This is a genomic window from Haloplanus sp. C73, from assembly GCF_051195115.1.
GTDB lineage: Archaea > Halobacteriota > Halobacteria > Halobacteriales > Haloferacaceae > Haloplanus.
Map to the genome: position 1 here is coordinate 156,337 of NZ_JBNTJZ010000005.1, position 26,518 is coordinate 182,854.

Sequence of the window (26,518 nt, forward strand, 5' to 3'; positions counted from 1 at the left end):
CGGGGCGGGGGGTTAACTGCCGGGGTCCGCGGCCGACCCCTTCGGCGGCCGACACGAGTGGCCGCGGGCGACGCCGCCGTGTGAACCGTTGACGGCGCGTTAGGTTTAGGTCGATTCACGGAAATGTATAGCCTATGAAGATTCTGGTGACCGGTGGGAGCGGCTTCGTCGGTCGACATCTGTGCCGTGAGTTGAAATCGCGGGGCCACTCGGTGACGGCGCTCGCGCGGCGGCCGAGCGAGGGCGACCTGCCGGGCGGCGTCGAGAAGGCGATGGGCGACGTGACGGCCTACGACTCGCTGCTCGAACCGATGCGAGGGCAGGATATCGTCGTCAACTTGGTCGCGCTCTCGCCACTGTTCAAGCCCTCGGGCGGCGACGAGATGCACGACCGGGTGCATCGACAGGGAACGGAAAACGTCGTGCAGGCGGCCGAGGAGATGGGCGTCGAGAAAATCGCCCAGATGAGTGCGCTGGGCGCGGACCCGAACGGGGATACAGCGTACATCCGCGCAAAGGGCGAGGCCGAGGAAATCGTCCGGTCGTCCTCGCTTCGCTACGTCATTTTCCGCCCGTCGGTCATCTTCGGCGACGGCGGCGAGTTCGTCTCGTTCACGAAGAAACTCGCGCCACCGTATCTGACGCCGCTCCCCGGCGGCGGGAAGACACGGTTCCAGCCACTCTGGATTGGCGACTTGGTGCCGATGCTCGCGACGGCCATCGAGGACGACGCCTACGACGAGGGCGTGTACGAACTCGGCGGGCCGGAGAAACTGACGCTCGCGGAGATTGCGCGCATCGTCCACGGGAGCGAGGGGCGGCCGGCGACGGTCATCCCGGTTCCGATGGCGCTGGCGAAAGTCGGCCTGTCGGCGCTCGGAGCGCTTCCCGGGGCGCCGATGGGCGCCGACCAGTACCGCTCGCTGCGCTTCGACAACACCACCGACCACAACGACATCGAGGCGTTCGGCGTCGAGGAGTCGGAGCTACAGACGCTCGGCGGGTACCTCGCTGACTGACGAGCGGCAGACGCCCGTCCGACATCGCCGCGACGAGTCGAATCGTCGCGCCGTCGGGCGATATCGACGATAGAATTTGGGAGCGGAAGTGCGCACGCCCACAAGGTTTATGGTCGTTTTGCGCTTGGGTTCTTCCCAATGAAACGGGGTCTGAAACTATGAAACTGGCCATGATTGGATTCGGTCAGGCCGGGGGCAAAATCGTCGATAAGTTCCTCGAGTACGACCAGCGTACGGGGAGCGAAATCGTCCGCGCGGCCGTGGCGGTGAACACGGCGAAGGCCGACCTGATGGGCTTAGAGCACATCCCACAGGACCAGCGGGTGCTCATCGGCCAGTCCCGCGTGAAAGGACACGGCGTCGGCGCCGACAACGAACTCGGCGCAGAAGTCGCCGAGGAGGACATCGGCGAGGTACAGGGCGCCATCGACGGCATTCCGGTCCACGAAGTCGACGCCTTCCTCATCGTCGCCGGCCTCGGCGGCGGGACGGGGAGCGGTGGCGCGCCCGTCCTCGCGAAACACCTCAAGCGCATCTACACGGAACCAGTCTACGGCCTCGGCATCCTCCCCGGCAGCGACGAGGGAGGGATTTACACGCTCAATGCCGCTCGCTCCTTCCAGACGCTCGTCAACGAGGTGGACAACCTGCTCGTTTTCGACAACGACGCGTGGCGACAGACGGGCGAGTCCGTCCAGAGCGGCTACGACGAGATAAACGAGGAAATCGTCAAGCGGTTCGGCATCCTCTTCGGCGCCGGCGAGGTCAAACAGGGCCAAGAGGTCGCCGAATCCGTCGTCGACAGCTCGGAGATTATCAACACGCTCTCGGGCGGCGGCGTCTCCACCGTCGGCTACGCCCGGGAGACGGTCGAGCGCAAACAGCAGTCGGGCGGCTTGCTCTCGCGCTTTACGGGCAACGACGAGTCCATCGAGGACCAACTCGACTCCGCGAACACCACGAACCGCATCACCAGCCTCGTCCGCAAGGCGGCGCTCGGGCGTCTGACCCTCCCTTGTGAAATCGACGGCACCGAGCGCGCGCTGCTCGTGATGGCCGGGCCCTCCGCCTACCTCAACCGGAAAGGCATCGAGCGCGGGCGGAAGTGGCTCGAAGAGCAGACCGGAAGCATGGAAGTCCGTGGCGGCGACTACCCCATCAACAACAGCGACTTCGTCGCCTCCGCCATCCTGCTGTCCGGCGTCACGAACGTTCCCCGCATCAAAGAGCTACAGCAGGTCGCCATCGAAGCGCAGGACAACATCAACGAAATCCGCGAAGAGAGCGAAGCCAACCTCCAGAACTTAGTCGAAGATGACGAGGACGAACTCGAGTCACTCTTCTAGGGTCGTCCTCGCCACAGTCGTCGTGTTGCTCGCTGCGACCGTTCCGGCCGCAGCGGTCAGCGTCACTGGCGAGGACGTCCCCGAAGAAGCCCAAGTCGGAACGCAGGTATCGGCATCCGTCACGCTTGACGAACTGTATCAGAACCCCCAGAGCGAGCAGTGGCAGCTCTCCGGGTCGACCGAACTGACCGACGTCTCGTGGACCATCGTGTTCTACGACCAGACGGGGTCACAGGTCGACTTGATAGAGCCGACGGGACAGTCCTTCTCGAACGTCGGGATTCGGGCCAGCGACGGCATCTCGGAGGTCGAAGTCCGGGTCACGGGGACGGTCCCCGCCGTCGACACCTACAGCTACGACCCGGCACAGGAGTTCCAGTTGCTACAACTCCAGCGCGGGCAGGCGGGCGGTGCGAGCAACACCATCGACACGTGGCAGACCCACCACTACACCGAACAGAGCGCGTCGGCGCGTGAGGCCATCGACCGCGCGGGCGACGAACTCGAACAGGCCCGGGCGAGCGGCGCGAACCCGAGCGACGCACAGGCGAACTACGACGACGCCATCGCGGCGTACGAAGACGGGAGCTTCGACGTGGCGACCAACCTCGCCAACCGGTCGGCGAGTCAGGCCGAACAGGCCCAGCAGTCCCAGCAGACCCAACAACTGCTCATCTACGCCGGTGTCGGGCTGGTCGTCCTCGCCCTGCTAGTGGGTGGCATCCTCTACTGGCGCTCCCAGCAGGGCCCGGAAGACCCGCTCAGTTAGGGATGCGATTTCTCGTCCCCTTCGAGTCGACGACGCCGAAGACGCGACTCGACGGGGTTCTCGACGCCGCGGAACGCGGCGCCTTCTCGCGGGCGATGCTCCGTGACGTGTGTGAGGCAGTCGCCGATGCGGGCCACACCGCCGAGGTACTCGCGACTGCTCCGGTGTCGGTCGATACGTCCGTAACCGTCGACGAGCGCCCGCTCTCGGCGGCGATAAACGCCCGCCTCGGCGACGAACGGGTCGGAATCGTCGTCGCTGACCTCGCGCTGGTGACATCGGCGGCGGTCGACCGTCTCACCGACGCCGCGGCCGACGCCGACGTCGCCATCGCGCCGGGACGGGGCGGCGGGACGAACGCCCTCGTCGTCGACCACCCCGAGTTTCGCGTCGACTTCCACGGCGTCTCCTATCGTGACCACCGAGCGCTCGCCCGCGAGATCGGTGCATCGATTGGGGTCGTCGACTCGATGCGGCTGGCGACCGACGTGGACGTACCGGCTGATTTGGTCGAGGTACTCCTCCACGGCGACGGCGAGGCGGCGTCGTGGCTCCGGGCGGCGGGGTTCGAACTCGACGCGAGCGGTGGCCGGGTCGGAGTGCGGCGCGAGTAACGGCAGAGAGCGGGTTTTTTGCCCGTCGGGGCGCGAGTCGACCTATGGTACGGGCCCCGGAGACGGACGACGAACGCGTCGACCCGTCGACACTCGTCGACGACGGCGCGGTCGACGCCCTCCTCGACGTGACGCCCGCGGACGTCGATTCGGCGCCCGAACTCACCTTCGCGCGCAACGTCTTCCTCCCGCTGACGACCGCCTGCCGCTACACCTGCACCTACTGCTCGTTCTACGACGTGCCCGGCGAGGCGACGCTGATGCCGCCCGAGGCGGTGCGCGAGCAACTCCAGTACGGCGCCGAAGCGGGCTGTACGGAGGCGCTCTTCACCTTCGGCGACGCGCCCGACGAGCGCTACACGCAGGTGCACGAGCAACTCGACGAGTGGGGTCACGACACCGTTCTCGACTACCTCGTCGAGGCCTGCGAGATGGCACTCGACGTGGGACTGCTCCCTCACAGCAACCCGGGTGACCTCCGGGAAGACGAACTCGACCGCCTCGCCGCGGTCAACGCGAGCATGGGCGTCATGCTGGAGACGACGGCGGACGTGGACGCCCACGCCGGCGGGCGACGGAAGACGCCCGAGCGCCGTCTGGGGACGATTCGCGCCGCCGGCGCGGCTGGCGTGCCCTTTACGACGGGTATCCTCGTCGGCATCGGCGAGACTCGGCGGGACCGCGCCGAGAGCCTGCTCGCCATCGGCGAACTCCACGAGCGCTACGACCACGTGCAGGAGGTCATCGTCCAGAACGTCGTGCCGAACGAGCGCTCGGACTTCGACCGGCCGAGCGTCGAGACGATGCGCGAGACGGTGGCGATGGCGCGGGCGGCGCTCCCGTCCGAGGTGTCGGTGCAGGTGCCACCGAACCTCTCGCCGACGGCGGAACTGCTGGACTGCGGCGTCGACGACCTCGGCGGGGTGTCGCCCGTCACGGACGACTACATCAACCCCGACTACGCGTGGCCCGCGCTCGACGAACTCACGTCGCTCGCGGCCGACGCCGGCGTGCCGCTGCGGGAACGGCTCCCCACACACGAGCGCTATCTGCCGGCGGCGTTCAGACGGGATGACGTGACGCCGGCGGCGGGGTCGTGGCTCCACCCGGCGGTCAGCGAGACGCTGGCCGACTCGATGGCGCGGTTCGCCGGCGGGCCACCCGTTCACGAGTGAGGCTCACAGCCATCGCTCTTCGACCGCCGGCAGTCGCTTTCGGACGAGCGTGTACCCGCCGCCGACGGCGATGCCGACGAGGCTGAGGCGTCGAAGGGTCGGCCCGAACTGCGTCAGTCCCGGCGCGAAACAGACGACGGTGAGCAGGAAATCCTCCGGGGCGCCGTCGTAGCGCACCCAGTAGCGGGGGCGAATCCAGCGCCGGCGCGAGTGGAGATACACCGCCTCGACGGAGGTACGCTCCCACGGCCGGGCCTCAGTTCCCGCGCCGAACACGTCGGTCACGGAGTGGACGGCGGCCGCGAGGAAGAACCACGCGACGGCGACGGTCGCAGGACGGGGGTCGACGACGGCGAGCGCGAGAGCGGGGAGCGCGCCCAGCCAGTAGTAGTCGGGGAAGTGAAGCGTCCGGCGGTGGACGCCGGCGAGGAGGTCGAGGTCCGGAAAGATGCCGCCGGCGAGGCCGGCGAGCGCGGCCACCGGCGCCAGCTCGGGGGCGACGACGGTCAGCGGGAGGGCGAGGAGGAGGCCGACCGCCGCGTGCGTCGTCGCCATCATGACTGGTTAGTCGTCACCGGGAGTAGGAGTCCGGCGGTCGAGCATCGGCGTTCCGTCAGCGCGGGGGCCGAGGCCGGGCCCGTACGGCGGGTCGTCGGTGAGGGGGCGGCGCCGCTCGTAATCCGTCGAGCGCTCGACCGGGCGCCGACCGATGGCGGTCACCATGTCGACGTAGTCGGCGACCGAGCGGAACTCGCCGTAGTCGCCGCCGGCGCGCTTGGTTATCTCCTCGGAGAGGAGCGTCCCCATGAAGTCGTTGGCGCCACAGGAGAGGGTCTTCAGCGACTTCTCGTCGCCGAACTTCACCCACGAGGTCTGAACGTTCTCGATGTTGTCGAGAAAGAGCCGCGAGACGGCAATCATGAGTTCGTCCTCCGCGTCCGTCGCCCCGCCCGACACCAGTCCGTGTTCGTACAGCGGCGTCTGTTCGTGGATAAACGAGAGGGGGACGAACTCCGTGATGCCGCCGGTCCGGTCCTGCAGGTCGCGCACCCGCTTCAGGTGCATGACCCGGTGCATCTCGTTCTCGACGTGGCCGTACATGATGGTCGCGGTGACGGGCAGGCCGGCGGCCATCGCCCCCTCCATCGCGTCGAGCCACGCCTCCGTGTCCATCTTCCCCGGACAGATGACCTCGCGCACCTCGTCGACGAGAATCTCGGCGGCGGTGCCGGGGGCGCTGTCGAGGCCCGCGTCTCGCAGGCGGCGATACACCGTCTCGTACGACCAGTCGGTGCCCCGGCGGGCGTGGTAGGCCTCCTCGGGCGTCATCGAGTGGACGTGGACGCCGTCGACGGACATCGCCCGAATCTGGTCGACGTAGGTGCCCGGCGAGGTGGTGTAGGCCGACGGGGGGCGGTAGTTCACCTGCTCCGGGTCGGACGCCGCTTCGAGCAGTTCGCGATGCTCGGAATCGAGGGCGAAAGCCGGGTGGAGACCGCTGACCGAACACACCTCGGAGATGCCGAGTTCGAGGGCGTCGGCGACGGCCTGTCGCGACTCGGCGGGCGTCTTGGTGAAGCCGCCGTGGTCGTCGGGGGCGTCCGTCTCGAACGCCGAGGCGCGGTCCTTGAAGTTACAGAACTGACAGCCGGTGTCACAGGCCGTCGTGACGTTGTTGTTGAGGTTGGCGACGAAGGTGACGTCGTCGCCGACGACGTCGGCGCGGCGGTGGTCGGCCGCCTCCAGCACTCGCTCCTTTCGGACGGGGTCGATGCCGTCGTGGTCGGTGCCGGTCGTCAGGAGTTCGACCCCGTCGTCGACGGTGAGGCGGTGCCCGTCCCGAGCCTTCGCGAGGGCGTTCTCGAACGACTGCTCGGTCTCCGGGACGTGGTCGAAATCGAAGCCCGTAGCCGCCGCGTCGGGCGTGTCGCTCATCGTAACAGGGGAGACGCCCGAGACTAATAGGGGTTGCCGTCACACGTCAAAAGACCCATACCAGTCGGTGCCGAGGGGGTAGGTATGCGAGGCTGGGTCCGTCGACTGGGAGAGCGCGCCTACGAGCGTCTCCTCCGCCGGGACATCGACGGCGGCCCGAGCCACGTCGCCATCATTCAGGACGGCAACCGCCGCTACGCCCGAGAGCGGGGCGACAGGAGCACCGACGGCTACCGCGAGGGCGCCCGAACGACCGAGCAGGTGCTCCGGTGGTGTCAGGAGTTGGGCGTCGAGGAACTCACGCTCTATGCCTTCTCGACGGAGAACTTCGAGCGCCCGCCCGAGGAGCGCGAACACCTGTTCGACCTCATCGAATCGAAGCTCTGGGAGTTCGCGGACAACGAGCAGATTCACGAGAACGAGGTGTGTATCCGCGCACTCGGGGAGGTCAACCGCCTGCCCGAACGCGTCCGCGACGCCGTCGCGTACGCGGAGTCGGAGACGGCCGACTACGACCGCTTCCGACTGAACGTCGCACTCGCCTACGGGGGGCGGGCCGAACTCCTCGGCGCCGCTCGCGACACGCTCCGCGCCGTCGACGACGGGCGTCTCGACCCGGAGGACGTGACCGTCGAGACCATCGAGCAACGCCTCTACGCCCGCCCGGTCCGCGACGTGGACCTCATCGTCCGCACCGGCGGGGACGAGCGAACGAGCAACTTCCTGCCGTGGCACGCCAACGGCAACGAGGCCGCCGTCTTCTTCTGTGCGCCCTACTGGCCCGAGTTCTCGAAAATCGACTTCCTGCGCGCGATTCGCACTTACGAGTCGCGAGAGGCGTCGTGGCGACACACGCGCCGAGAGCGCGCCGCCGCGCTGGTTCGGGCCGTCGCGGGGTCGTCGCTCGTCGAGACGCGGGAGGTGGTCGGGCGACTGCGCGAGCAACTGCCACACGTCGGCGCCGACGAACTCACGGACGAACTCGCCGCGGAGGCAGAGCGCAGCGACGGCGCCGTGGAGTAGGGCTGGCGAGAACCTTTGTACCCACCGGCGCGAACGGGTGGTATGCTCGACCTGTTGCTCCAGACAGCCACGCCGACGCCGTCGGCGGTCGGTCCCGGGGGGCTCGCGGACTACTGGCCGCTGGTCCGACGCGGGGTGTGGTTCGTCGGCGGGTTCGTCGTTACCGCGCTCGTCGGGTGGTTCGTGGTCGAACCCCTCGTCGGGCGGTACGTCCAGCGGCGAAACCGCAACAACCCGACGATTCAGGAGGCCGTCTCGCGGTACGTCCGCTTGACCGTCCTCGTCGTCGCCTTCTTCGTCGCCGCGGGCATCGCAGGCTACGGCCGGTTCATCGGCGATTCCGCGCTCGTCATCGCCGCCGGGACGCTCGCCGTCGGCGTGGCCGGCCAGACCGTCATCGGCTCCATCGTCAGCGGCCTCGTCCTCGTCGTCGACCCCGAGTTCAACGTCGGCAACTACATCGAGTGGGCGGACAACGAGGGGACGGTTCAGTCCATCACGCTCCGGGTGACACGCGTGTTGACGCCGGACGGCGAACTCGTCACGGTTCCGAACACGGTGTTGACGGGGCAGGCCATCACCCGCCCGTACGGACGGGGACGCCGACGCGTCGTCGAACACGTCGGCATCGCCTACGAGGCAGACGTGAGCGACACGCTCGACCACCTCACGGCGGCGACGGAGGCCATCGAAGGTATCGAGGGCGAACCGACGCCGAAGGCCTACGTCGACGACTTTGGCTCCGACGCCGTCGTCATCCGCGTCCACTACTGGATTAGCGACCCGCGCAAGCGAGACGTCTTCGGGATTCGTTCGGCGTACGCCCGCGCGGTCAAGCGCCGCCTCGACGACGCCGGCATCGCCATCAGCCCCGCGTCGAAGCGCGAACTGCAGGGGCGAATCGAGATTGCGGACGGCGCGGCGTAGTCAGTCGTCGCGCGCGATGGTCGCGAGCAGGGACGCCGTCGAGTCCGCATCGAGCGTCGTCTGCGCCATACCCCATCCAGCGTCGCCTGCGACAACTACCTGCCGGATATGAGTATAACCCGTTCAAGTGGGGCGGGACGAACCGCCAATCCGTGCGATACCCGCGTAATCCGGCTAAATTCGGGTTTACTCGCCACGAACCGTCGCCCCGGTTTATACTCTCGGAGGCGGTGGCTCCATCCATGCACGAGAGCGATACTCCCTCGGCATCGAGACGCGACTACCTGCGGGCGACCACGGGTCTCGCCGCCGCGGGGCTGACCGGGCTGGCCGGCTGTTCGAGCGCCCAAGCGACGACGGGGACGCTGGCGACGCGTGTGAGCGACCAGCCGGGCGACATCGGCGACTTCGAAACCTGTGTCGTCACCATCGCCGGGTTCTGGGTGAAGCCGGGGACAGAGGACGAAGACGACGAGGATAATGACACGACGGCGACGGCAACGACGACAGAATCGGAGTCAGACGGCACCGAAACCCCCGACGAGAGCGACGAGCGCGAGTACTACGAGCTAGAGAGCCCACAGGAGGCCGATTTGGTGGAGCTACAGGGCGACCGCTCGGCGCTCATCGGCGAGCAGGAACTCGAAACGGGGACGTACGCGTACCTCCAGTTGGACGTGACGGGCGTCGACGCCACGCTCGCCGACGGCGGCGAGGCGACGGTGACGACGCCGGGCAACGCCCCCCTCCAGTTCAAGCAGTCGTTCGAGATTCGGGAGGACACGCGGACGCAGTTCACCGCCGACTTCACGCCCGTCAAGCGGGGGCAGACCGGGTCGTACCTGCTCCAGCCGGTGGCGAGCGAGACGACCGTGAGTTACGAGTCGGTCGAGGCGACGGCGACCGAATCGGGCGAGTAGCGCTTACCGGCCGAACCGCCGCTGCCGGTTCTGGTAATCCAGCACCGCCCGGAGGTAGTCCCGCTCGCGGACGTCCCGCCAGTTCAGGTCGATGAAGTAGAGTTCGGAGTAGACGGACTGCCAAATCATGAAATCGGAGAGGCGTTCAGCGCCCGTCTTGATGAGCAGGTCCGGTTCGTCGGGGAAGACGAGTCGCCGCTCGACGTCTGCCCCGTCGACTGCGTCGGGGTCGAGTTCGCCGGCGTCGACCTCCTCGGCCAGCGACCGGACGGCGGCGGCGAACTCCCCCTTCCCCCCCAGCCCGACGTTCACCTGCACCGGGGCGGAGACGGGGTCGGTGTCGTCGGGGGCGCGGACGGCGACGGGGCGCGGGGCGGAGATGGCGCGGAGTTCACGCTCTAGCGTCGGCACCACGGACTCGTCGAGGACGCTCACCGAGACGGTGGCTCGCTCGGCGCCGTAGTCGAACACCCAGCCAAGGAGGCGTTCGAGGCGGTCGTACGCCCCCTGTTCCAGCAGGTCACGCTCGGTGAGGACGAGCGCGACGTGTGCGGGCGGGTCGGCGCCGTGAAAGCGCTGTCTGAGCGCGAGATAGCGGTCGTACAGGCCCACAGCTGAGACAGGCGTCGACATCCCAAAAGCCCAACGGGTCGGGCGAAGGCCCGTGTCGGGAGCGTTAAGTGGCCGTCCAAGATACCGAACGGTGTGACGTCCCCCCTTCGACGGGCCGGAGGGTTCGCGGCGGTGGGCACGCTCGCGCTCGCCGCACCCGAACTCGGGAAGGCAGCGGCGGCCCCCTTCGCTATCGTCGCGCTCCTCGCCGCCTTCGTCATCGACGACGGGCCGGTGTTCGAGCTCTTCGCCCGAGCGCAGGACCGCCGCGACGGCCAGCTCAACGGCCTCGCCGGATTCGCGCTGGCCGCGACCGGACTCGCGATTCTCTCGACGGCGCCCCGAGAGTCGATGCCGACGGAAGTGTTCGTCGCGGCGATTCTCGTCGTCGCCTACGGGAACGTGGGCGCCCGCGCCGTCGAGCGCCTGTGGAGCGACCCCGGCCGGTCGGTCGCCGGCTTCAGCTTCGCCGCCTTCCTCGCCGCCGCTGCCGGCCAACTCGTCATCGCGTGGACGGTGGGCCGAGCGCCCGCGCCAGCCGCCGTCGTCTTCCTCGCCGCCGCGGGCGCGCTCGTCGCCGCGCTCCTGCGGTCGATGCTCTACGAGCGCGACGACCCCATCGTGTTGCTCTCGACCGGACTCCTGCTGTGGCTGTTCCACACCATCGGCGTCGACGCCGGGGTCGTAGCTGTCGGCGCCGCACTCCTCGTGACCGTCGCACTCGGCTACGTCTCCTATCGCACCGGCACCGCGTCGGTGCCGGGGATGGTGACCGGCGTCCTACTCGGCCTGCTCACCATCGTCTTCGGCGGCGTCGGCTGGTTCGCCATCCTTATCGCCTTCTTCGGTATCGGCGGCCTCTCCGCCAAGTATCGCTACGCCGAGAAAAACAAGCGGGGCGTCGCCGAGGACAACGAGGGCGCCCGCGGGAGCGGGAACGTCCTCGGGAACGCCGCCGTCGCCCTCGTGGCCGTCATCGGCTTCGCCGCCAGCGCCAACCTGCAGATGGACGCCACTCTCTTTCGCTTTGCCTTCACCGGGTCGCTCGCGGCCGCCATGAGCGACACGCTCTCCAGCGAAATCGGCGTCCTGTTCGACGAGCCGCGACTCATCACGACGCTCGAACGCGTCGACCCCGGCACCGACGGCGGCATCACGTGGCAGGGCTACGTCGTCGGCGTCGTCGGCGCCGGCCTCGTCGCCGCCGTCGCCGTCGCCGTCTTCACCTTCGACGCGCCGGCGCTCGCCGCCCTCACCGTCGTCGCCGGCGGCGTCGCCGGCATGACCGTCGACAGCGTCCTCGGGGCGACGCTGGAGGGTGGGCGCGTCGGCAACCAGACGGTCAACTTCTTCGGCACGCTCGCTGGCGCCGTCGCGAGCGCCGCCCTCGCGGTCCTCCTGCTGTGATTCGCGTCGCAACGCCCGACGACGAGGACGCACTCGTTCGCCTCCAATCGCTACTCCCCGAGCCGAGTCCGACGCTCTTAGAGAGCGCACTCGCCACGGAGGCGCCCGCGCCCGCGACAGCGCTCGTCTCGACGGCCGACGGCGCCGTAGTCGGCTACCTCCTCGCCGTCCCCGGCGACGACACCGCGTACGTCGCGGAACTGGTCGTCGCGCCGGCCCACCGCCGGGAGGGGCGGGCGCGGGCACTGCTGGAGCGGTGTGGGGAGCGAGCGGACACGCTGACGGTCACCGTCGCGCCCGACAACGAGGCGGCGCAGTCGCTCTACCGGTCGTGTGGCTTCGAGCGCGTCCAGCGGCTGCCGGACTTCTTCGAGGAGGGGGCGGCGATTCAGTATCGTCGCCGGTAGAAGGGGCGGCGATTCAGTATCGTCGCCGGTAGAAGGGGCGGCGATTCAGTATCGTCGCCGGTAGAAGGAGCGGCGATTCAGTATCGCCGATATCACTCGGTCGCGGCGAACTGGTCGACGGTTCGAACCCGAACGTCGACGGGCGTTTTCACCGTCTCACCCGCCGAGCGCGCGATTATCTGCTCGACGCCGCGCTGGGCCGCCACGTCGAGGATGCGCTGGCTCACTTCGCCGTCGACGACGACGGCGTACGGCGACGGGTCGGCGTTCGCGATGGCGTCGAAGGCGTCGTCGACGGGCACGGTGTCGATGACGTCGTAGTCGGCGTCGAGGAGGCGCGCCGACGCCGTCTCGGCGTCGACGATTGCGCGGACGTGTTCCCGAAGCGTCGACGGGGGCGCTCCCTCGTCCGACTGCGTCTCGGACGATTTGTCCGCGGTCGTATCCTCAGACGGGGTGTCCGCACTCGCCGACGCTTCGGCCGGAGTGCTCGTAGCGGGAGCGTCGGCGCTCTCGCCGTTCGCGGTGGTTTCCCCGCTCGCGGCACCGGCCGTCGCCTCTGCGACGGCACCGTCGCCGATGGAGACGGCCGTCGTGGTCGCCGCGCCCTCCTCTGCGGGCGGGGCGACCGATTCGTCGCCCTCGCCGACGATGTCGCCGTACGGCGTCTTGTTCCGGAGCGCCGACATGACTTCGTGGCGTTCGAGGTCCTCGACCGACCGGTTTTCGGGCGCGAAGACGACGTAGTCGACGTCGCCGACCTGTGCGAGTTCGCGCAGGATGAGTTCGCCGCCGCGGTCACCGTCGAGGAAGGCCGTGACCGTTCGCTCCTCGGTCAGGTCCGCGACGGGGTCGGGGACGTTCGTTCCCTCGACGCCGATGGCGTTTTTGATGCCGTACTGGAGGAGCGTGAGGACGTCCGCCCGGCCCTCGACGACGATGATGGCGTCGGAGTCGGCGACGCGCGGGCCGGCAGGAAGGCCGTGATACTCGGTGATGTCCTCGATGCGGACGCTCTCGCGGACCTCTTCGAGGATTTTCGAGGAGTCCATAACGCTCTCGTCGAACGACCCCGCGAGCAGTTCCTTGGCGCGGTCGATGACTTTCCGGCGCTTGGCCTCGCGGACGTCCTCGATGTTGGTGACTTCGACCGAGGCCTGACAGGGGCCGACGCGGTCGATTGTTTCGAGCGACGCCGCGAGGATGGCCGTCTCCACCTTGTCGAGGCTAGTGGCGATGGTGATGCGGCCAAACGACTGGCCGTTTTCGCTGTCTATCTGTACGTCTATCCGACCGACTTTCGAGGACTGCTGGAGGTCACGCAGGTCGAGTTCGTCGCCGAGCAGTCCCTCAGTCTGCCCGAAGACGGCGCCGACCACGTCGCTTCGCTCCACGACGCCGTCGGCCGCAATCGATGCGTGAATGAGGTATTTGGCTGTGTCGTCCATGATAATCCCCTCGTGGGGGTGGTGATGGTGATGATGAGCCCATGAGTCGCCCCATGGATACCTATATAATTTTCGGGGAGGCCGGAAATACCTGTCGTACTCGGTGGGGGGACCACCGTTATATCGCCGCCGTTCGAATCCGGCATCGATGGCGCATATCGATCGAGTGCGGTGTTATCCACTCAAGGGCTTCGACGGCATGGACGTCGAGAGCGCCCGCATCACCGACGCAGGCACGGTCGCCGGCGACCGGGCGTACGCCATGTGCGACCCCGATGCGGACCGCATCGAGACGGGGTCGGATATGCAGACGCTCGCGTACAACGGCAAGCAGACCGGCCGGATTCACGACGTCCGGACCGACTTCGACCCCTCGACGGAGACGCTGACCGTCCGCCCGGACGACGGCGAGACGCGAACGTTCGACCTCGGGACTGATACTGGGATGGCGGCGGCGAGCGAATGGCTGGGCGAGTTCGTCGGCGACCCCGTCGACCTGCGGCGGCGAGAGCCACCGGCGTTCGTCGACCGGCCCGACGCCGGTCCCTCCGTCATCAGCACGGCGACGCTGGAGGAAGTCGCCTCGTGGTTCGAAGACATGACTATCGAGGGCGCGCGCCGTCGCCTCCGCGCTAACGTCGAGGTGGGCGGCGTTCCCGCGTTCTGGGAGGACCGCTTCGCGGGAGCGGACGCGCCGGCCTTCGTCGCCGGCGGGATTCGATTCGAGGGTGCCGAGCCCTGCGCGCGGTGTGTCGTCCCCAGCCGCGACCCGGAGACGGGCGACCCGCTCCCCGAGTTCCGAGAGCGATTCATCGAGCGCCGCGAAGCGACGTTCCCGGACTGGGCCGACGACGACGCCTTCCCACATTACTACACGCTCATGCTCATCTCGCGGGTGCCGGAGGCGTCCCGGGGGCAGACGCTTCGGGTCGGAGACGAAGTGCAGGTCGTGGAGTGATGCGACGCCCAGACTGGTACTTTTTATAAACTGCGCCGCTACGTCGTCCGTATGCAGACCCACATCGTCCCGGTCGGCTTCGACTACGACCGGCTGATCGCGCCCCTGATTCGCGACCAGTTCGACGTGGACCGGGTGATTCTGCTGGAGGGCGCCGTCGGGAGCGAGGCCAACGTGGAGTACTCGCGCAACATCTCGGCCAAGCTAGAGCAGGACTTCCAGAACCTGCTCGGTGCCGAGACTCGGCGCGTCGTCGTTGCAGACGTCTACGACTACGACGCCGCCTTCGAACAGGCGTACGACCTCATCAACGACCAGTTGGACGAGGGCGCGCCCGACGGCGAGGTGTGGGTCAACGTGAGTTCGATGCCCCGGCCCGTGAGTTTCGCGTTCGCCACCGCGGCCCACTCCATCACGCTCGAACGACAGGCCGACCGCGACCGAATCCACACCTACTACACCGCCCCCGAGAAGTATCTGGAGACCGAACTCGCCGAGGAACTGCGGGCGAACTGCGCTCTCCTGACCGACCTGATGGAGGAGGAGTCGGTCGACGACGAACGGATTCGCGAGCGACTGGAGGGGACGACCGACCTCCTCAACGAGTTCGACGAGCGCGGGACCACCATCGGCGCCAAGCGCATCGGCGACAACCACATCGTCGAGTTGCCCGTCGCTTCCTTCTCGAACGTCAAGCCCTTCGAGGAGGTCATCCTGTTCGAACTGGGCGAACACGGCGAGTTCGAATCCGTCTCCGAACTCGCGGAGGCGCTCGCCGCCGAACTCGGCGAGGAGTACACCGACAGCTTCCGGTCGAAAGTCATCTACAACGTCGACCGCCTCGGCCCGGGCGGGAAGGGGTACATCGAACAGGAGGAACACGGCAAGTCCTACCGGACGCGGCTGTCACGCATCGGCGAACTCTGGGTGCGCTCGCACGCGAACGACGAAGACGCACCGGTCGTCGACTAGAACGCGAGGCCGCGCGGCTCTGTGTTGGGAACGAGCGGGCTGTCCGGCAGGTCCGGTGGGAGGGCGGGCAGGTTGTACCCGCCGGGCGCGACGTCGTTGGGCGCGTCGGGGTAGAACGTCGCCGCGAGCGTCTGGATATGGTCTCGCCCGACGCCGAGTTCGAACTGTCCGCCGCCGTAGCAGATGATGCCGGCGTCGCGGGCGTACTCGATAGTGTCGAGTAGTGACTCGACCGTGCCGAACCGGGAGGGTTTGATGTTGAGCCATCGCGGCTCGAACGGCAGGTCACGCACGCTCTCGACGCCGGTAATCGGGGCGTCCCACGAGAGGCGGTCACGCTCGGCGGCGACCAAGGTTCGTGTCTCGTCGGTGACCGCGGGGTCCTCGACGACGGCGTCGGGAAAGCCCTCGAACACGCGCTCGTAGAGGGCCGAGTCCGGTGGCTGGTCGACAGACGTGCCGACGTACTGGCCCTTCAGGTCGAGCAGTCGGACGGCGCCGGTGTCGGCGAGGGCGGCGACGAGGGCGTCGTCCCACGCGCTGGTGGGGTCGAGTTTCAGTTCGAGGTCGGGATGCCGGCCGAGAATCTCCTCGACCCGGTCGATAGTCGGGGGGTCGCCGAGGCGGGTGCTGACGACGAACCGGACGGGGTCGCGCTCTCGGCCCAGCGCCGACGCGAGGTCGGTGTCGGCCTGCCGGAGGGCGAGGTCGAGGGCCGCGCTCTCGATACCCCAGCGGCGATAGTGGCGGGCCGAGGGCTGTTCCGGGTCCTTGGTGGGAAAGAGGTCGACGTCGTCGAGCGCCGCCGAGAACTCGTCGACCGTGAACTCGCCGGTCGGGACGAGCGATTCGGTTTCGGCGAGAGCGTCGTGGTCGACGGCGTCGTAGGTGACGTCCTCGCCGCGGCCCACACAGTCGTCGCCGTGAAGTTCGAAGACGGTGGTGACGCGGGTGAAGCCACTCGACGTGTCGCGCTCGTGTCGGGAACGAGTCTCGCGGTCGATGCGGAGCGGCAGGTCCGCGAGCCGGTCGTACGCGCTCATACGGGATGCAGACGGTCGGGACGGAAAACGTGTGGCACGGCGCTCGCCTAATCCGACTTAATCCGGATAAAGCCCGCCGAACTGGCGTTTAGCGAGGTCTGGTTATATGCGGTTGCAGTCCCTCGCTCCGAGCGAGATGCGCACAACCGGAACGTGGCTCGCGGCAGTCGTAGTGTTCGCGCTGCTGGCCGGAGCGATAGCGATGCCCGCGGCGGCGACTGGAGCGGACGGTGGCGACGCGGCGCCGAGCGACCGCGCCGGACCGCCGGCTGACCTTCCGGGTCCGGTCCCGGGCTTCGTCGAGGAGCTTCTCGGGTCGATTCGGGAGTTCGTCGTGACCACCGTCGCCGGTCACGTGGGGGGGTAGCGTGCAGCGGAGTTCACTCGTCATCGCCGTCATCGTGGTCGCGGCGATAGGCGCGCTCGGCGCGTCGCTGGTGCTCGACGTCGGCAACGCGGGTCAAGGAGACGCCGAGAGCGGCGTCGAGTCGTTCCCGACGGCCACCGAGCCGACGGCGTCGCCGAACGACAGCGACGGGGCCGCGACGAACGACACCGGCCCCGAGTTCGGGTTCACCATCGACCAAATCGAGAGCTGTGGCGAGACGTGTCGGGACGTGACGACGACGCTGAACAACGACGGCGGTGGCGCGACGAACGTCACCGTCTACACCCGGATTCACGCCGGCAACGGCACCGACGGGCAGGTGGTCTGGGAGGGAACCGAACCGGTCGGTGACCTCGCGGCCGACGACTCCTACACCACGACCGAGCGGGTCGAACTGTCGGTGACGGAGGCGTTCGCCGTTCAGCAGGCCGACGGGTGGATAACGGTCCGGATGGCCGTCGAGTCCGACCAGCGGACGACGACGTTCACGGAACGCCGGAACGTGCTGTGACGGTCACCGGACGCGGCCGGCTTCGAGTTTCTTCACGCGAGTCGCGAGCGTCAGGAAGGTGGCCGTAAGCGTCAGGACGACGGCGCCCGCGGCGGCGAGTTCGTGTGTCGGCGAGAGGTGGGTAATAGCCCCGTCGACGACGCGCTGACCGGGCAGGAGGGTGTGGTGTGGCGTGCCAACGACCGGCACGAAGTAGTCAACGAGGTCGTTCAGGCCGTACCACGCGACGGCGGCGGCGACGGCGGCGACGGGAAAGTCGCTGTAACGGTGGATGAGAAACGCCTCCACGGCCATCATGAGGTGACTGCCGAGGAGGAACGCGTACATCGGAATCGAGTTGGCGGCCAGAAAGCCGTCGGCGAAGACGACGAGGACGAAAGGCGTCCAGAGACCGAGTTTCCAGCAGCCAAAGAAGGCGAGTGCGTTCAGCGTCTCGCTCTGTCGCCCCAGTTTCCAACTGGCGAGCGAGAGTGCGATGAAGAGGGTGGCGACGGGGCTGTCGGGGACGAGCGGCCAGATGACCGCGGGTTCGGCGGAAAACTGGAAGCGGTAGTACCAGAAGCCGAAGGCGGTTCCGACGAGGTTGATAGCGACGATGGCCCACGCGAGCGAAAGCCCGACATCCTCGACGGTCCGGGGCAGGGGCGCCAGCCATCGAGGAAGCGGGTCGGGCGCGGGGAGCGTGCCGTCGAGGCGGTCAACGAGCGACGCCAACCCGGAACTCATTGTCGGTGGGTTGGCGCGTGGCGATAAATCGGTGACGGTCACACGAGAAGCACGAGGAACCCGTACACCGTCCCGGTCAGAAGTAGGAGAACGACCAGAACCGCGAACCACGTCCGTCCGTCGCCGGGAACGTCGGGAGTCTCCGAGGGGTAGTACGGCGAGAGGGGGTCGTTGCGGTCGACCATGGCCGACGTGTAGTCGTCCAGACAGATATGCCTTCTCAGCGCGGAGCGATACGATATGCGGCAATATCGACCCAAAGACCGGGGTTAAGTGGGTCGCTCCGTAACGAAGAATATGACCGATATCGAGGAACTGCGACGCGGCACGGAGTTGGTGAAACGCGGCTTCGCGCAGATGCAGAAAGGCGGCGTCATCATGGACGTCGTCAACGCCGAACAGGCCCGCATCGCGGAGGACTGTGGCGCCGTCGCGGTGATGAGTCTCGAAGCCGTCCCGGCGGACATCCGGAAGCGCGGCGGCGTGGCCCGGATGGCCGACCCCGCGGCACTCACCGAGATTCTGGAGGAAGTGTCCATTCCCGTCATGGGGAAAGCTCGAATCGGCCACCAGAAGGAGGCCGAGATTCTGCAGGCAACCGGCGCGGACATGATAGACGAGAGCGAGGTGCTCACGCCCGCGGACGACGACTACCACATCGACAAGCGAGAGTTCACGGCGCCGTTCGTGTGTGGCGCGCGCAATCTGGGCGAGGCGCTCCGGCGCATCGACGAGGGCGCGGCGATGATTCGAACCAAAGGCGAGGCTGGGACCGGCGACGTGAATCAGGCCGTCACCCACCAGCGCGCCATCAAGGGCGCCATCCGGAAACTCGAGGGGATGGCGTACGAGGAACGCGAGCGCTGGGCGCGCGAACACGGCGCGCCGCGCGACTTGGTCCACGAGACGGCGGAGATGGGCCGACTGCCCGTCGTCAACTTCGCCGCGGGCGGCATCGCGACGCCCGCCGACGCGGCCCTCATGATGCATCACGGCTGTGACGGCATCTTCGTCGGGTCCGGCATCTTCGGCGCCGAGAACCCCGAAGCGATGGGGACGGCCATCGTCGAGGCCGTCAACAACTGGGACGACCCCGACCGACTCGCCGAGATTGCGACCAACGTCGGCAAGGGGATGAAAGGCCAGTCGAACGCCGACATGGCCGACGAGGACAAACTGCAGGGTCGCGGCGTCTAACTGCCGGCGTCGACCGACACCCGAACCACGTCGCCGTCGTGGCGCACGTAGAACGCCGTCGGCACGTTCTCGGCCCGATACCGTTCGGTCGTCGTCTCTACCGACCCGGACCCCGACCGAAGCGCCGCCTCGACGGCCGCCCGCACCGGGCTGTCGGCCGAGAACCGCGATAGCGGGTAGACGTCCTCCGCCGCCGCGTCGGGGGGGACGCCGCCGACGACAGTCGCCTCCACGGTGACCGTCGGGGTACTCGCCAGACCGAGCAACACGAGGACGGCAAACAGGAGGACAGCGGAGCCGAGGACGCCGAGGAGGAGGTACCGGACCGGCTTGGAGAGGACGTGGAGGTCGGGGACCATCGGCAGGCTGTTGGAGTCCACAGTTCGAGAACGGCTGTCAGAAAAGATACGTCTTGTGGCGAGTTATTCGTCGGGGTACAGCGTCGCACCGCGGCCGATTTTGGTCTGGTAGGCCCGCGAATCCACGCCCACGTCGGCGAACGCGGCGACCATCGCCGCCGCGATTTCTCGGCGGTCGCCGGGATGGCAGGCCGCGAGGATGCCCGGGCCGGCACCGGAGACGGTAACGCCCGTCGCGCCCGCGGCGAGGGCGGCCTCTCGAACCTCGTTGTAGCCCGAAATGAGGTCGGCGCGCGCGGGCGTGACGAGACGGTCGTGCATCCCCTTGCCCACGAGGCGGGGGTCGTCGCGACACATCCCGGTCGTCAGCGTGGCCGCCCGGCCGACGGTGTATATCAACTGGTCCATCGTCGCGCCCGCGGGAACGACGTCGCGGGCGTCACGCGTCGAGACTGCTATCTCGGGAAGACAGGCCACGAGGGGGATGTCGGCGTCGACGACGGTGACGTCGCGCCCGGTGGCGACGGTGAACCCGCCAAGAAGTGCCGGCGCCACGTTGTCGAGGTGGACCTCGCCGGAGACGGTCGCTTCGCCCTTCCCGGCGATGGGGACGAGGTCCCGCCGCGAGAGTCCCCGGTCGTAGAGTTCGTTGAGCGCGAGCGCCGCCGCGGCGGCGCTGGCACCGGACGACCCCAGTCCGGACGAGGGGCGGATGCCCTTGTCTATCCGGATGTGTGCCGGGGCGTCGAGCGCCTCGGCGACCGCGCCGACGGTGTTTGCCTCCGGGTCTTCGGGGATGAACTCGCTCCCGTAGCCCGTCACGTCTATCGTCGTCCGGTCGGCCTTCTCGACGCGGACGATGTCCGCCGGCCGGTCGAGGGCCGCGCCGAACACGTCGAACCCGCTACCGAGGTTCGCACTCGTGGCCGGAGCCCTGACCGTAACCATGCCCCGGAGTTGCGCGAGTCGGGTCAAAAACCTGCCGAAGGGTTCGGGCGGTCGCGAGCCGAACCTATACCCCGCTGGCGGCGCCGGTGTCGGTATGGGGGTTCCCGGCGCGACGGCGCGCATCGACCGCCCTCGCCGAGCCGTGGCGATGATGGTGTTCGTCGTCTTCCTCGACCTCGTCGGCTTCGGCATCGTCGTCCCCATCCTCCCGTACTACGTCCGAAGCTTCGGCGTCGGCGACGTGTTCATCGGCCTGCTGGCGGCGACGTACTCCCTCACGCAGTTTCTCGCGGCGCCCGCGCTGGGCCGGGCCTCGGACCGCTGGGGGCGACGGCCGGTCGTCACGCTGTCGCTCGCCGGAAGCGCCGTCGCGTGGACCGTCTTCGGCCTCGGCGACGCCGTCGGCGAGGTGGCGGGACCGGCCGCGGGCGTTGCCGTCCTCTTCGGGTCGCGAGCGCTCGCGGGGGCGATGGGTGGCAACATCGCGGCCGCACAGGCCTACGTCGCCGACGTGACGCCGCCGGAGCGGCGAGCGGGGGCACTCGGCCTCGTCGGCGCCTCGTTCAGCCTCGGGTTCATCTTCGGCCCGGCCATCGGCGGCGCCCTCGCGAGCGAGACGGCGGTGAGGCTGGCGTCGTCGCTCCCCATCCCCGCGACCCGTTTCTCCCTGCCCGCGTTCGGGGCGGCGGCGATGAGCCTCGCCGCTCTCGCCGTCACGCTGGTCGCGCTCGAAGAGCCGAGTCGGCGCCGGTCGACGGGGGAGCGGTCGTCGCTGGTGGCCGACTTCGCGACGGCGCTCCGGGACACCGACCTCCGGGGATTCGTGGTCGCCTTCTTCCTCGTCTCCGTCGCGTTCGCGGGCGTGCAGGTCATGTTCATCCCCTTCGTCGCCGACACCGCGGCCTACCGCTTCGACGCCTCCGCGGCCGCGCTCTTGCTCACCTACGTCGGCGTCCTCGGCGCGGTCAATCAGGGGCTTCTCGTCGGACGGCTGGCGAAGCGGTTCGGCTCGGCCCGCCTCGCCGTCGTCGGGGCGGCGCTACTCGCCGTCGCGCTGGCGGCGCTTCCCTTCGCCCCGGCGCTCGGGGGATTCTTGCCGCCGGTCGGCGGCCCGGCGTGGGTCACGCGAGAACTGGTCGCGCTGCTGGCCGTCCTCGCCGTCCTTTCGGCGGGCAACGGCCTGCTGAACCCGTCGCTGGCGACGCTGGTGTCGTCGAACGCGAGTGCAGAGACACAGGGGACCGCCTTCGGCGTCACGCAGGGCGCGGGGAGTCTGGGACGGACCGTCGGCCCGCCGGTGGCGGCGGCGCTGTACGCGGTGGCCGACTGGTCGCCGTTCGTCCTCGGGAGCGTGGTCGTCCTGCCGGTAATCGGACTGCTGATAGAAGCGGTGCGACGGCGTTAGTCCGACGTTGCGACGGCGGCGTCGGTCGACACGAGGTCGAGTACGTCGTCGAAGAAGTCGAGCGAGTCGTGGGGACCGGGGTTGGCTTCGGGGTGGTACTGACGGGTGAGGACGCCGAGTTCGTCGTTGGCGAGGCCCTCGGCGGTGCCGTCGTTGACGTTGACCTGCGTCACGTCGAGTCGGTCTCCGGGTTCGCCGACGGTGTAGCCGTGGTTCTGCGTGGTCATGACGACGCGGCCCGATTCGAGGTCACGGACCGGTTGGTTGACGCCGCGGTGGCCGAAGGCCATCTTCTCGGTAGTGCCGCCGAGGGCGTTGGCGACGACCTGTTGGCCGAGACAGATGCCGGCGACGGGCAGGTCGCCGATGTAGGAGTCGACCAGCGCCTCGGCGGCCTCGAAGTTCTTGGGGTCGCCGGGGCCGTTCGAGATGAAGAGGACGTCGGGGTCGACGGCCTCGACGTCTTCGCGGGTCGCGTCGTAGGGCAGGACGTGCACCGTCGCGTCGCGGTCACAGAGTGACTCGATGATAGAGCCTTTCGCGCCGCAGTCGATGAGGGCGACGGTGGCCTCGTCGCCGCCCTCGTAGACGGCGGGTTCGTCGACGCTCACCTGCGCGCCGATGTCCGTGTGCTCGCTCATGCCCTTGCAGGCGTCGAGTTCTTCCTTGGCGTCCTCGGGCGTGGCGTCGGGGCCGACGGCGATGCCGCACTTCATCGCCCCCTCCTCGCGGATGGAGGTGACGAGTTCGCGCGTATCGAGGTGGTCGATGGCGGGGATACCCTCCTCGTCCAACCAGTCGACGACGTCCTCGGTGAACTCGCGGGCGATGGCGGCACGGGGGTGGATGCGGTCGGATTCGAACCGCTCGGAGCGGACGCCGTAGTTGCCGATGAGTGGGTACGAGAAGGTGAGCACCTGTTCCTCGTAGGAGGGGTCGGTCAGGCTCTCCTCGTATCCGGTGTATGCGGTCGTAAAGACCAGTTCGCCGCGCGTACGACCCGGAGCACGGCCACGCGCCTCGACGACGCGGCCGTCCTCCAGAGCTAGGTAGGCGTCCGACATTACGAGATACACAGTGAGCCGCGGCCATTAAGCCTTCCTTTCGTAGTTGAGTTACGAATTTCGTAATCGGTAAGTTGCTGCCGGTGATACCCGTCGTATGGACGATTTGGACCGGCGGATTCTGGGGATTCTCCGGCGGGACTCGCGGACGCCCTACACGGAGATTGCGGACCGAGTCGGAACGTCGGAGGGAACGGTCCGAAATCGGGTCGAACGCCTCGTTGACGAGGGGATTATCGAGCGGTTCACGGTCGCGACTCGCACCGGCAACGTGAAGGCGATGATTGAGGTGTCGGTCGCCGTCGACGTCGACACCGCCGACGTGTCGGGGCGGATGGCCGAGTGGAACGAGGTGGATTTCGTCTGGCAAGTCTCGGGCGAGGCGGATATCGTCATGGTCGTCGACGCGGCGGATACGGGCGCGGTGAACGACCTCATCACGAAAGCGCGGGACTTGGACGAGGTGCAGAACACGAAGACCCGACTGATTCTCAACGAGCAGATGGGCTAAAGTCTCCCGAAAACCGTCATCGGTAAACCGACGCCACACGGAGTGAACGTATGAGCGATAGCGACGACGGTTCGGACGTACTCGACGCGGACCTCTACCGACGGACGAAGGCGCTGCTCGAACCCGGCGACATCGACCTCTCGGGGGCCATCGTCCACACCGACCTCACCGGACAGGAAGATTTGGAGATGCAGGAGCTGACGGTCGACCTCAACGAAATCATCGCGGCCCACGCCGGCAAGGGCGAGTCGTACATCCACGCCGGCAACGACGACCCCAACTTCTCCTCGAACCAGTTTCAGGGTCGCAGCCTCGACGACGACGAGTTCGTCTGGGAGTGCCAGCAACTGCTCCGCGACGGCACCTTCGACATCGTGTTCTACTACGAAGCCGACGTCGACCAAGCGGCGCTCGTCGACGACATCCGCGATAGAGGGTACGAAGTGACGAGCGTCGTCCTCGAAGACGAGGAACTGACCGCGAGCGAGGCCTAGAGTCGGCCGTCGACGCCGACGACGCTCGATGCGAGCGCCCCGAGCGACGCCGACAGGTCGTACGCGGGCGTCGTGAGTCGAATCGGGTCGTCGTCGGCCACGTCGGCGAAGCGAACGTTGAGCGCGTAGGTACCGTCGTCGGCGATGGGCGTGACCTCCCGCTGACCGGAGGGTTCGTGACGCACCCACGCCAACTCGCCGGCGAAGGTGGGGTCGGTCCGGCCCTCGACGACGCGAAGCGGCGGTTCGTAGTCGGGGCGGCCGCCGGCGACGGGGTAGCCCGCGTCCTGCCACGCCCAGAAGCCCTCGTCGAGGGCGGCGACGTTCTCGTAGCCGGCGTCGATGAGCGCCGCGGCCCGCATCGCCGAGAGATGGTGCGGACAGCCACAGTAGGTGACTATCAGCGTGTCGGTGGGCCACTCGGCGACGGGGTCGTCTTCCGCCTGCCCGTGACGGGCGGGGCTCCAGACGGCCCCCTCGACGTGGGATTCGGCGTAGGCGGCCTGTGAGCGGGCGTCGACGATACGAGCCTCGTCGGACTGATACCACTCGTGGACGTGAGCGAGTGGGGCGAGGGGGACGGACTGGTCGTCGACGCCGACGGTTCGATAGCGGTCGAGAGAGGAGGTGTCGCTGTCGCCGCCGAGACAGCCAGCGAGGCTCCCGAGGGCGACACCCGCACTCGCGAGGGCCGTGCGTCGAGTGAACGTCATTGGCGCCAGTAGGCACGGATGGTGTATGAGCGTTCCGCCGCGCCGCGATGCCACGCAGTCGGTCGATTATCGGAAGCCGGGAGACGACGAGACGTTTAAGCCCCCACACCCACGAGGTGTCGGTATGCAACGGTTCCGCGGGGCTCGCCAGTCGGTCGGGTCGGCGGCGCCGGAAGGCGGCGTCGCCGCGACCTCGTGGCGACGTCATTGGAAGAGTTTAGGTAGGACGGACGCAAAGCCGGACGCGAACCGAACGGTATGATAGGCGTGTCTCGGAGTGATCGACTGTGACGACGGGCGTAATCCGCGGCGTTACCGTGGCCCACCAGCGGGCGACTGTCGACGAAATCGAGTCGGCGACGGTTGACGACGAGGAGACGGTCGTCCGCGATTTGCTGTCGCGAGAGGGCGTCGACGAGGCCTTCGCCCTCCAGACGTGTAACCGCGCGGAGGCGTACGTCGTCACCGAGTCGGCGGCCGACGGCCGGGCGGCCCTCGACGGGTTCGCGTCGTCGGTTCGGGACGGCGCCGTCCACGAGATGGACCACGAGACGAGTCTCCGGCATCTGATGCGTGTCGCCGCGGGATTGGAGTCGCTCGTCCTCGGCGAGGACCAGATTATCGGCCAACTGCGGACGGCCTTCGAGACGGCGCGGGGCGTCGGGGGAATCGGCCCCGTCCTCGACCCCGCCATCACGAAGGCGCTTCACGTGGGCGAGCGAGCGCGGACGGAGACACGTATCAACGAGGGCGTCGTCTCGCTCGGGAGCGCGGCGGTCGAACTCGCCGACCGGAAGCAGGCGCTGCTGGGGTCGACGGCGCTCGTCGTCGGCGCGGGCGAGATGGGCCGCATCGCCGCCCGAGCGTTCGACGACGCGGGCGTGTCGACGCTCGTCGTCGCCAATCGGACGGTGCCGAAGGCCGCGAGCCTCGCCGACGAGGCAGACGCCGACGCCCGGGCGATATCGCTCGACGCGACGCCCACCGCCGCGACGGAGGCCGACGTCCTCGTCACCGCGACGAACAGTCCGGACCCCGTTCTCGATGGCGACGACTTGGCCGACGCTGGGCAGACGCTCGTCATCGACCTCGCCCAGCCCCGAGACGTCGCGCCCGCGGCGGCCGACCTCGACGACATCGACGCCTACGACATCGATTCGCTGCAGTCCATCACGGACGAGACGCGCGCCCAGCGTCGCGAGGCCGCGGCGACGGTCGAGGAGATGATAGACGACGAACTCGACCGCCTGCTCGACTCGTTCAAGCGCCAGCAGGCCGACGAGGCCATCAGCGCGATGTACGAGAGCGCCGAACTCGTCAAGGAGCGAGAGCTTCGGACCGCCTTCTCGCGACTGGAGGCACAGGGTGACCTGACCGACGAGCAGCGAGCGACGATTGAGTCGCTCGCCGACTCGCTGGTCGGGCAGTTGCTCGCGGCGCCGACGAAGAGCCTTCGCGACGCCGCCGCTGAAGACGACTGGACGACGATTCAGACCGCACTCGAGCTGTTCGAACCCGAGTTCGGCGACGACTCGGCGCCGACGACGACCGAACGCCCGCGCGAGGCGCTGGATTCCGACGCCGAGATGCCCCAACACGCCATCGACCGCCTCGCCGACGAGTAGGC

The 26,518-nt window shown here is 68.2% G+C and carries 30 protein-coding genes; 19 read left to right on the plus strand and 11 right to left on the minus strand.

The genetic code is table 11. From position 1 onward, the window contains the following. Positions 1–134: 134 nt before the first annotated feature. From ACQUSQ_RS10685 to cofG, 5 genes are all read left to right on the plus strand, one after another. Positions 135–1,019 (plus strand): complex I NDUFA9 subunit family protein, encoded by an 885-nt coding sequence (locus ACQUSQ_RS10685; protein WP_435069006.1) that lies wholly within the window; start codon positions 135–137, stop codon positions 1,017–1,019. A gap of 158 nt (positions 1,020–1,177) precedes the next feature. Next, positions 1,178–2,365, plus strand: a complete 1,188-nt coding sequence (locus tag ACQUSQ_RS10690) for a tubulin/FtsZ family protein (RefSeq protein ID WP_435069008.1) — start codon at positions 1,178–1,180, stop codon at positions 2,363–2,365. Next, positions 2,334–3,134, plus strand: coding sequence for a hypothetical protein (locus ACQUSQ_RS10695; protein WP_435069010.1), 801 nt, complete (start codon positions 2,334–2,336; stop codon positions 3,132–3,134). The genes ACQUSQ_RS10690 and ACQUSQ_RS10695 overlap by 32 nt, the downstream gene beginning before the upstream one ends. 2 nt (positions 3,135–3,136) lie before the next feature. Continuing rightward, positions 3,137–3,748 (plus strand): 2-phospho-L-lactate guanylyltransferase, encoded by a 612-nt coding sequence (gene cofC, locus ACQUSQ_RS10700; protein ID WP_435069012.1) that lies wholly within the window; start codon positions 3,137–3,139, stop codon positions 3,746–3,748. 44 nt (positions 3,749–3,792) lie between these two features. Then, positions 3,793–4,923, plus strand: coding sequence for a 7,8-didemethyl-8-hydroxy-5-deazariboflavin synthase subunit CofG (cofG, locus tag ACQUSQ_RS10705; protein WP_435069014.1), 1,131 nt, complete (start codon positions 3,793–3,795; stop codon positions 4,921–4,923). Positions 4,924–4,926: 3 nt separating this feature from the next. On the opposite strand, the gene ACQUSQ_RS10710 is transcribed toward cofG, so the two are convergent. Together ACQUSQ_RS10710 and cofH are read right to left on the minus strand one after the other, a co-directional pair. After that, positions 4,927–5,481, minus strand: a complete 555-nt coding sequence (locus ACQUSQ_RS10710; protein ID WP_435069016.1) for a metal-dependent hydrolase — start codon at positions 5,479–5,481, stop codon at positions 4,927–4,929. 6 nt (positions 5,482–5,487) lie between these two features. Continuing rightward, positions 5,488–6,858 carry a 7,8-didemethyl-8-hydroxy-5-deazariboflavin synthase subunit CofH gene (gene cofH / locus ACQUSQ_RS10715; protein WP_435069018.1) on the minus strand — a complete coding sequence of 457 codons (1,371 nt, stop codon included), beginning with the start codon at positions 6,856–6,858 and terminating at the stop codon, positions 5,488–5,490. An 84-nt stretch (positions 6,859–6,942) separates the two neighbouring features. Between cofH and uppS the strand changes: the two genes are divergently transcribed. The 3 genes from uppS (at position 6,943) to ACQUSQ_RS10730 (ending at position 9,728) form a co-directional block, all read left to right on the plus strand. Continuing rightward, positions 6,943–7,881 (plus strand): polyprenyl diphosphate synthase, encoded by a 939-nt coding sequence (gene uppS, locus ACQUSQ_RS10720; protein ID WP_435069020.1) that lies wholly within the window; start codon positions 6,943–6,945, stop codon positions 7,879–7,881. Between the two features lie 42 nt (positions 7,882–7,923). Beyond that, positions 7,924–8,808 (plus strand): mechanosensitive ion channel family protein, encoded by an 885-nt coding sequence (locus tag ACQUSQ_RS10725; protein ID WP_435069022.1) that lies wholly within the window; start codon positions 7,924–7,926, stop codon positions 8,806–8,808. Between the two features lie 242 nt (positions 8,809–9,050). Continuing rightward, positions 9,051–9,728 carry a DUF4382 domain-containing protein gene (locus ACQUSQ_RS10730; protein WP_435069024.1) on the plus strand — a complete coding sequence of 226 codons (678 nt, stop codon included), beginning with the start codon at positions 9,051–9,053 and terminating at the stop codon, positions 9,726–9,728. A 3-nt stretch (positions 9,729–9,731) separates the two neighbouring features. Here ACQUSQ_RS10730 and ACQUSQ_RS10735 read toward each other — a convergent pair whose 3' ends face one another. Beyond that, positions 9,732–10,340: an undecaprenyl diphosphate synthase family protein gene (locus ACQUSQ_RS10735; RefSeq protein ID WP_435069026.1), complete on the minus strand. Its 609-nt coding sequence runs from the start codon at positions 10,338–10,340 to the stop codon at positions 9,732–9,734. A gap of 93 nt (positions 10,341–10,433) precedes the next feature. Between ACQUSQ_RS10735 and ACQUSQ_RS10740 the strand changes: the two genes are divergently transcribed. Both ACQUSQ_RS10740 and ACQUSQ_RS10745 read left to right on the plus strand, forming a co-directional pair. Continuing rightward, positions 10,434–11,747: a DUF92 domain-containing protein gene (locus ACQUSQ_RS10740; protein ID WP_435069028.1), complete on the plus strand. Its 1,314-nt coding sequence runs from the start codon at positions 10,434–10,436 to the stop codon at positions 11,745–11,747. After that, a complete protein-coding gene (locus ACQUSQ_RS10745; RefSeq protein WP_435069030.1) occupies positions 11,744–12,154 on the plus strand; it encodes a GNAT family N-acetyltransferase in 411 nt (136 codons plus the stop codon). Before ACQUSQ_RS10740 ends, ACQUSQ_RS10745 begins: the two co-directional genes overlap by 4 nt. 92 nt (positions 12,155–12,246) lie before the next feature. Here ACQUSQ_RS10745 and dnaG read toward each other — a convergent pair whose 3' ends face one another. Then, positions 12,247–13,602 carry a DNA primase DnaG gene (dnaG, locus tag ACQUSQ_RS10750; protein ID WP_435069032.1) on the minus strand — a complete coding sequence of 452 codons (1,356 nt, stop codon included), beginning with the start codon at positions 13,600–13,602 and terminating at the stop codon, positions 12,247–12,249. 148 nt (positions 13,603–13,750) lie between these two features. On the opposite strand from dnaG, the gene ACQUSQ_RS10755 reads away from it, so the two are divergent. Both ACQUSQ_RS10755 and ACQUSQ_RS10760 read left to right on the plus strand, forming a co-directional pair. Beyond that, the gene (locus ACQUSQ_RS10755) at positions 13,751–14,560 is read left to right on the plus strand and encodes an MOSC domain-containing protein (protein ID WP_435069034.1); all 810 of its coding nucleotides are present in this window, start codon (positions 13,751–13,753) and stop codon (positions 14,558–14,560) included. A 51-nt stretch (positions 14,561–14,611) separates the two neighbouring features. Continuing rightward, positions 14,612–15,532, plus strand: coding sequence for an HFX_2341 family transcriptional regulator (locus ACQUSQ_RS10760; protein WP_435069036.1), 921 nt, complete (start codon positions 14,612–14,614; stop codon positions 15,530–15,532). Here ACQUSQ_RS10760 and ACQUSQ_RS10765 read toward each other — a convergent pair. Next, a complete protein-coding gene (locus tag ACQUSQ_RS10765; RefSeq protein ID WP_435069038.1) occupies positions 15,529–16,575 on the minus strand; it encodes a hypothetical protein in 1,047 nt (348 codons plus the stop codon). The two genes, ACQUSQ_RS10760 and ACQUSQ_RS10765, sit on opposite strands and share 4 nt — an antisense overlap. Positions 16,576–16,681: 106 nt before the next feature. Here ACQUSQ_RS10765 and ACQUSQ_RS10770 point away from each other — a divergent pair, with 106 nt between their 5' ends. Further along, a complete protein-coding gene (locus ACQUSQ_RS10770) occupies positions 16,682–16,942 on the plus strand; it encodes a hypothetical protein (protein WP_435069040.1) in 261 nt (86 codons plus the stop codon). Position 16,943: 1 nt separating this feature from the next. Further along, complete coding sequence (locus tag ACQUSQ_RS10775) at positions 16,944–17,474, plus strand: hypothetical protein (protein WP_435069042.1); 531 nt, start codon at positions 16,944–16,946, stop codon at positions 17,472–17,474. A gap of 3 nt (positions 17,475–17,477) precedes the next feature. Here the strand turns inward: ACQUSQ_RS10775 and ACQUSQ_RS10780 are convergent, their stop codons facing one another. Both ACQUSQ_RS10780 and ACQUSQ_RS10785 read right to left on the minus strand, forming a co-directional pair. Beyond that, positions 17,478–18,200, minus strand: coding sequence for a DUF1405 domain-containing protein (locus ACQUSQ_RS10780; protein ID WP_435069044.1), 723 nt, complete (start codon positions 18,198–18,200; stop codon positions 17,478–17,480). A 38-nt stretch (positions 18,201–18,238) separates the two neighbouring features. Then, complete coding sequence (locus tag ACQUSQ_RS10785) at positions 18,239–18,385, minus strand: hypothetical protein (RefSeq protein ID WP_435069046.1); 147 nt, start codon at positions 18,383–18,385, stop codon at positions 18,239–18,241. A 112-nt stretch (positions 18,386–18,497) separates the two neighbouring features. Here ACQUSQ_RS10785 and pdxS point away from each other — a divergent pair, with 112 nt between their 5' ends. After that, positions 18,498–19,397 carry a pyridoxal 5'-phosphate synthase lyase subunit PdxS gene (gene pdxS, locus ACQUSQ_RS10790; RefSeq protein WP_435069048.1) on the plus strand — a complete coding sequence of 300 codons (900 nt, stop codon included), beginning with the start codon at positions 18,498–18,500 and terminating at the stop codon, positions 19,395–19,397. Here the strand turns inward: pdxS and ACQUSQ_RS10795 are convergent. Together ACQUSQ_RS10795 and ACQUSQ_RS10800 are read right to left on the minus strand one after the other, a co-directional pair. Next, positions 19,394–19,777 carry a hypothetical protein gene (locus ACQUSQ_RS10795; protein WP_435069050.1) on the minus strand — a complete coding sequence of 128 codons (384 nt, stop codon included), beginning with the start codon at positions 19,775–19,777 and terminating at the stop codon, positions 19,394–19,396. The two genes, pdxS and ACQUSQ_RS10795, sit on opposite strands and share 4 nt — an antisense overlap. A 42-nt stretch (positions 19,778–19,819) precedes the next feature. Beyond that, entirely contained in the window at positions 19,820–20,704 is an 885-nt protein-coding gene (locus ACQUSQ_RS10800; RefSeq protein ID WP_435069052.1) for a homoserine kinase, read from the minus strand. 94 nt (positions 20,705–20,798) lie between these two features. Between ACQUSQ_RS10800 and ACQUSQ_RS10805 the strand changes: the two genes are divergently transcribed. Continuing rightward, positions 20,799–22,109 carry an MFS transporter gene (locus ACQUSQ_RS10805; protein WP_435069053.1) on the plus strand — a complete coding sequence of 437 codons (1,311 nt, stop codon included), beginning with the start codon at positions 20,799–20,801 and terminating at the stop codon, positions 22,107–22,109. Here ACQUSQ_RS10805 and carA read toward each other — a convergent pair. Further along, entirely contained in the window at positions 22,106–23,173 is a 1,068-nt protein-coding gene (carA, locus tag ACQUSQ_RS10810; protein ID WP_435069055.1) for a glutamine-hydrolyzing carbamoyl-phosphate synthase small subunit, read from the minus strand. The two genes, ACQUSQ_RS10805 and carA, sit on opposite strands and share 4 nt — an antisense overlap. A 97-nt stretch (positions 23,174–23,270) precedes the next feature. On the opposite strand from carA, the gene ACQUSQ_RS10815 reads away from it, so the two are divergent. Continuing rightward, positions 23,271–23,684 (plus strand): Lrp/AsnC family transcriptional regulator, encoded by a 414-nt coding sequence (locus ACQUSQ_RS10815; protein WP_435069057.1) that lies wholly within the window; start codon positions 23,271–23,273, stop codon positions 23,682–23,684. 50 nt (positions 23,685–23,734) lie between these two features. Continuing rightward, positions 23,735–24,178, plus strand: coding sequence for a DUF5778 family protein (locus tag ACQUSQ_RS10820; RefSeq protein ID WP_435069060.1), 444 nt, complete (start codon positions 23,735–23,737; stop codon positions 24,176–24,178). On the opposite strand, the gene ACQUSQ_RS10825 is transcribed toward ACQUSQ_RS10820, so the two are convergent. Then, complete coding sequence (locus ACQUSQ_RS10825) at positions 24,175–24,891, minus strand: rhodanese-like domain-containing protein (protein ID WP_435069063.1); 717 nt, start codon at positions 24,889–24,891, stop codon at positions 24,175–24,177. The genes ACQUSQ_RS10820 and ACQUSQ_RS10825 overlap by 4 nt on opposite strands. Positions 24,892–25,178: 287 nt before the next feature. Here ACQUSQ_RS10825 and hemA point away from each other — a divergent pair, with 287 nt between their 5' ends. After that, the gene (hemA, locus tag ACQUSQ_RS10830; protein ID WP_435069065.1) at positions 25,179–26,516 is read left to right on the plus strand and encodes a glutamyl-tRNA reductase; all 1,338 of its coding nucleotides are present in this window, start codon (positions 25,179–25,181) and stop codon (positions 26,514–26,516) included. Positions 26,517–26,518: the final 2 nt, after the last annotated feature.

Excerpts from the sequence above, each read along its gene's own strand:
- ACQUSQ_RS10755 (WP_435069034.1), top strand. The coding sequence starts at position 13,751 with ATGGCGCATATCGATCGAGTGCGGTGTTATCCACTCAAGGGCTTCGAC.
- ACQUSQ_RS10815 (WP_435069057.1), top strand. The coding sequence starts at position 23,271 with ATGGACGATTTGGACCGGCGGATTCTGGGGATTCTCCGGCGGGACTCG.
- ACQUSQ_RS10730 (WP_435069024.1), top strand. The coding sequence starts at position 9,051 with ATGCACGAGAGCGATACTCCCTCGGCATCGAGACGCGACTACCTGCGG.
- uppS (WP_435069020.1), top strand. The coding sequence starts at position 6,943 with ATGCGAGGCTGGGTCCGTCGACTGGGAGAGCGCGCCTACGAGCGTCTC.
- ACQUSQ_RS10780 (WP_435069044.1), bottom strand. The coding sequence starts at position 18,200 with ATGAGTTCCGGGTTGGCGTCGCTCGTTGACCGCCTCGACGGCACGCTC.
- cofC (WP_435069012.1), top strand. The coding sequence starts at position 3,137 with ATGCGATTTCTCGTCCCCTTCGAGTCGACGACGCCGAAGACGCGACTC.
- ACQUSQ_RS10725 (WP_435069022.1), top strand. The coding sequence starts at position 7,924 with ATGCTCGACCTGTTGCTCCAGACAGCCACGCCGACGCCGTCGGCGGTC.
- ACQUSQ_RS10825 (WP_435069063.1), bottom strand. The coding sequence starts at position 24,891 with ATGACGTTCACTCGACGCACGGCCCTCGCGAGTGCGGGTGTCGCCCTC.
- ACQUSQ_RS10710 (WP_435069016.1), bottom strand. The coding sequence starts at position 5,481 with ATGATGGCGACGACGCACGCGGCGGTCGGCCTCCTCCTCGCCCTCCCG.
- ACQUSQ_RS10765 (WP_435069038.1), bottom strand. The coding sequence starts at position 16,575 with ATGAGCGCGTACGACCGGCTCGCGGACCTGCCGCTCCGCATCGACCGC.
- cofG (WP_435069014.1), top strand. The coding sequence starts at position 3,793 with ATGGTACGGGCCCCGGAGACGGACGACGAACGCGTCGACCCGTCGACA.
- ACQUSQ_RS10770 (WP_435069040.1), top strand. The coding sequence starts at position 16,682 with ATGCGGTTGCAGTCCCTCGCTCCGAGCGAGATGCGCACAACCGGAACG.
- ACQUSQ_RS10695 (WP_435069010.1), top strand. The coding sequence starts at position 2,334 with ATGACGAGGACGAACTCGAGTCACTCTTCTAGGGTCGTCCTCGCCACA.
- pdxS (WP_435069048.1), top strand. The coding sequence starts at position 18,498 with ATGACCGATATCGAGGAACTGCGACGCGGCACGGAGTTGGTGAAACGC.
- cofH (WP_435069018.1), bottom strand. The coding sequence starts at position 6,858 with ATGAGCGACACGCCCGACGCGGCGGCTACGGGCTTCGATTTCGACCAC.
- ACQUSQ_RS10690 (WP_435069008.1), top strand. The coding sequence starts at position 1,178 with ATGAAACTGGCCATGATTGGATTCGGTCAGGCCGGGGGCAAAATCGTC.
- ACQUSQ_RS10800 (WP_435069052.1), bottom strand. The coding sequence starts at position 20,704 with ATGGTTACGGTCAGGGCTCCGGCCACGAGTGCGAACCTCGGTAGCGGG.
- ACQUSQ_RS10820 (WP_435069060.1), top strand. The coding sequence starts at position 23,735 with ATGAGCGATAGCGACGACGGTTCGGACGTACTCGACGCGGACCTCTAC.
- carA (WP_435069055.1), bottom strand. The coding sequence starts at position 23,173 with ATGTCGGACGCCTACCTAGCTCTGGAGGACGGCCGCGTCGTCGAGGCG.
- ACQUSQ_RS10785 (WP_435069046.1), bottom strand. The coding sequence starts at position 18,385 with ATGGTCGACCGCAACGACCCCCTCTCGCCGTACTACCCCTCGGAGACT.
- ACQUSQ_RS10685 (WP_435069006.1), top strand. The coding sequence starts at position 135 with ATGAAGATTCTGGTGACCGGTGGGAGCGGCTTCGTCGGTCGACATCTG.
- ACQUSQ_RS10760 (WP_435069036.1), top strand. The coding sequence starts at position 14,612 with ATGCAGACCCACATCGTCCCGGTCGGCTTCGACTACGACCGGCTGATC.
- dnaG (WP_435069032.1), bottom strand. The coding sequence starts at position 13,602 with ATGGACGACACAGCCAAATACCTCATTCACGCATCGATTGCGGCCGAC.
- ACQUSQ_RS10805 (WP_435069053.1), top strand. The coding sequence starts at position 20,799 with ATGGGGGTTCCCGGCGCGACGGCGCGCATCGACCGCCCTCGCCGAGCC.